This window comes from Petralouisia sp. (assembly GCF_056822245.1).
Window position 1 is genome coordinate 1 of record NZ_JBQIOP010000101.1, and the last position, 3,759, is coordinate 3,759.

2 protein-coding genes are annotated in these 3,759 nt (G+C 40.4%); both read right to left on the reverse strand.

Features of this window, described 5'->3' with window-relative positions; genetic code table 11:
• Window positions 1-2,630: phage tail tape measure protein (locus ACTO17_RS19630; protein WP_482559114.1), on the reverse strand; the 2,630-nt coding region annotated here is incomplete at its 3' end.
• A gap of 92 nt (window positions 2,631-2,722) precedes the next feature.
• The gene (locus tag ACTO17_RS19635) at window positions 2,723-3,208 is read right to left on the reverse strand and encodes a hypothetical protein (RefSeq protein ID WP_482559115.1); all 486 of its coding nucleotides are present in this window, start codon (window positions 3,206-3,208) and stop codon (window positions 2,723-2,725) included.
• Between the last annotated feature and the right edge of the window lie 551 nt (window positions 3,209-3,759).

The window sequence follows — 3,759 nt, forward strand, 5'->3', positions numbered from 1 at the left end:
TCGAATAATTGCTTGAATTCCTCTATTTCTTCCGGGTTTAATCCGGTTGTGGCCACGGATAAATCCAGTTTCACCTTATAATCGCCATATTCCGATAACATGCGGTCTATGTTGTCAGAGTATCCTTGGACAAAGTTTGCAGCGTTGTTTGCAAATCCGCCATCGTTAAACTCATTCTTTGCTTCCTGCCACTGTTTCTGTGACAGTTTATCAAAAGCGTCTGATTGTCCGTTGACTGCTTCCGTGATTAAGTCAATTGCGCTTTTTTCGCTGCCGTATTTTTCGATTAATTCGTCCTGGATTGACATAAGGGTTTTGCGGGCTTCCATGACATCGGAGATGGAGGAGCCGGAATCATTGAGCACCGCCTGCAGCTCTTCCACTTTAGATTTGTAGCTGTCTATGTCGGATTTTGCGCTGCTGAAAGTGTTGCTTACTTCTTTTGCTTTCTGCGCAACGTCGCCTGACACACGGATGAAGTTTGAAACCGCTGTTGCAACTGCCTGTATGCCAAGGCTTAACCCTAACGTTAATGCGGAATTTAAAAGGACTGTTTTAATTCTTAATGAATCCGTTGATACACCACAGGAAGCCAGATAGGATCGGTATCCTGCTAAGGATGCAGGGGCTTCTACAGATGTTGTCTGGAGGTATGCTTTTAATTGTTCATTGTTTTGGACAATTGCACCACCAAATGTATTTATATCTGTTGTCCCTGTTATTAATTCATCATTCCATACTCTCATTGCAATTTCAGCTTCATGGAAATGTTTCTGCTGTGTCTTGAATGCAGTGATATCAATGCCCATAATATTTCCTTGAATATCCATCTTATGGGTATCCTTATTAAATACCTGTGTAATACCGTAATTCTTATTGAGTGCTGTCATCCCTGCTTGAAACGTGGTAAGGATGACCGGGATCGCCCCTATTGTGTCAGCCAGCTTTTCAAACGACTGGATTGCATTGTCAAGGAATGACACACCGCCTTTTATAGCATCCTTGTCTGTGATGGATGCTACAAAACTGTCCCATGTATTCTGCAAAGCATTCAAGCGGCCTTCCCATGAATCTGCGGTCTTATTTGCTTCCTCCAGTGCAGAGCCTGTGCCCTGTGAAAACTCGCCAACCATCTTTTCATATAAATCCCATCGGCTTAAAAGGGCTGATAACGCATTGGCATGGTACTTTCCGCCTATGTCTGAGATAAGCCCTTGTTTTTCTGCGCTGTTGTCTGGCAGGGAATTATAGACCTCTGATAAATCTTTCAGTATGTCCATCGGATTACGAAGTGTGGCAACCCCGTCTTTTATATATTCCAATTCCACGCCCAATGAATGGCATCTGGCTTCCACTTTCTTAAGCTGCTCTTCGTCAATCATTTCCCCGTCAAACTCGCCCGACACTTGCTGCAAATTTAATACAATACTCCTGAATGCCCTGCCCATTTCGGAGCCGCTTCTTTTTGTCGTTGCGATCATGGCCGCTTCTGCCGCCGTAAGTTCATCAATAGCAACTCCGGCATTAGCCGCAAATGAAGCTGAAACACGGGTGGCATCTGCAATGTCAGTCAATGACGCGCTGTTTTTGTTTGAAATATAGTTCGCCCCGTCAAGCGCGGCATTCAATTTATCCACACTCCCGCCATATTTATATGCCGCATCCGTTGCCAGCAGGTAATTATTCGCCATTTCCGCCGTCATATCCCCGGCCGACTGTGCAAGCAATGAAAGCTGCCCAAGTTCCTTTGACAGTGTTTCATACCCAGACCTTGCCATTTCCTGAACGGCTGTAAGGTAATTCCCAGAAACTTGGCCAAATTTGCTTGCAACAGCAAAGGCTTCATCCCCTAATTCCTTTAATTGCCGCATCGTCATCTCACTGGTCTTGCTAATTTCTGTAAGTATTGTATCATTCGTTTTGAGTGTATTTAAAGATTGGCGGAATTTATTTACAGCAACAAATGAAAGCCCAAAGCAATTTCCCACTTTAACGATATTTCCCAACATCCCTTTAATCCTGTCAGTCGTAGAAACTGCTGCATATCCGGTAGCCCTTACGCCTGTGGTAAACACTTGTAACTGATCTGTCGCATTCCTGAGTTCATCCCTGTTTGTGACAGAACTGATTACATTCCGTAACCTTTCCGCTTCCCCAAGCCAGTATGACGATTCATTTATTTTAGTGTGCTTATTGGTAAATGCGGTAAGCTGGTTTAACAGTTTTTCTCTTTTTAGGTCAATATTTACGCTGATCGGATTCCTGTCCGCAAATTCCCTTGCCTGGGAAACCGCGCGTCTTACCTGCGCGTTTAACCTATCGCCTGTACTGTTCAGATTGAGGTTAATATCCCTTGCTGACACATTCCTCAATGCATTGTTAATTTCCCTGTTCAACTGACGGCTGTCCATCTTCGCCTGTATCTTTATCTGCCGGAGGTTCCCTTCCATCTGTCGGATGGTCTGATTCACTCCATTCTTTGTGTCGCCTTTCGCCAGAATCCCGACAAGCCTTAATTTCCGTATGCTTTTCTCCAGTTCCTTAATCTGGGCATTAATCTGTGTTTTGCTCTTCTGCTGATCCAAAAGGGCAAGTAAGTCTAATACAAATTCATTTGTTCCATTACTCAATGTTTCTGTTTCCTCCTTAATTTTAAGCATAATAAAAGAGAGACTATGAAATAATCTCCCTTGCTGTCACTATTATTCAATTGTTAAAGACCCTAAAATTTCCTCTGACATCTGACACAAACACGGTTGAATCCATTTGTCATAATGCCTGTCAATAGACTAAATTTCTTTGGCACTAATTGTACCTCTGTGCTGAAACAGTATGGGCACTGCACTTTTGGCACAGTTTTTTTCTCTGGAAATGCATCTGGGACGTATTTCCTTAGTTCCTTCTTTGCAGCATCACAGTTTCCATTTATATCTTTGGGCGGAGCTTTAAATTCTTTGATAAGATAAAATATATCTCCATCCTTTTGTAAATCTATAGGTTTTTCCTCTAAAGATGTTATTTCAGTTTTATTACCCTTTTTATCTTTCAACCCATAATAATACCATGTAATCCAATCAGATCTATCTTCTGCATCTACATTTTCCTCTTCATCATCAAATGATGCTCCACAAACAGGGCAACTCTCAAAATTTTTTGCGACTTCAAATTTGAATTCAGTACCGCATTTCCCACATGTAATCTTTGCCATACCCTACACCCCCAATCACTCTTTCTTCCATATATATTATGTTTTCATTATACCACCTCCATTTGATTGATGCAATCATATGTTTGCTTTCTTTCCATATTTAAATATCATTTTTCCACATCATCCAAAACACGAACAAATTTTCCCACTTTACACCATTCCACTATTGTGCTACCATTAGTTCCATATTAAGTTTTTATTGTATCATGTTGATGTTTTACATTTCTTTCAAAAAACGCAAAATTTTGCTTATTTTTACAAAAATTTAGTGTTTTTTTAAGTTTTTCTCGTTTTTTTGCTTATTTTTTTGGTTTTCTATAATTTTTAATGTTTTTGGGTTCCTGTTACTATTTGATTTTCAGAATTATAATTTCATTTTCAGAATCCGGATTCCTGAGAAATGGGTGCTTGGTTTACTTGGCTGCTTAATTATTCAAAAGATAGTCCTGCAATTTCACGAATAAATGTGGGTACAGATCAATTTTATTGTTTTTGAATTTACTAAGGGTATCTTTATTCATCCCAATTACCTTACATATATAACTGGCTTT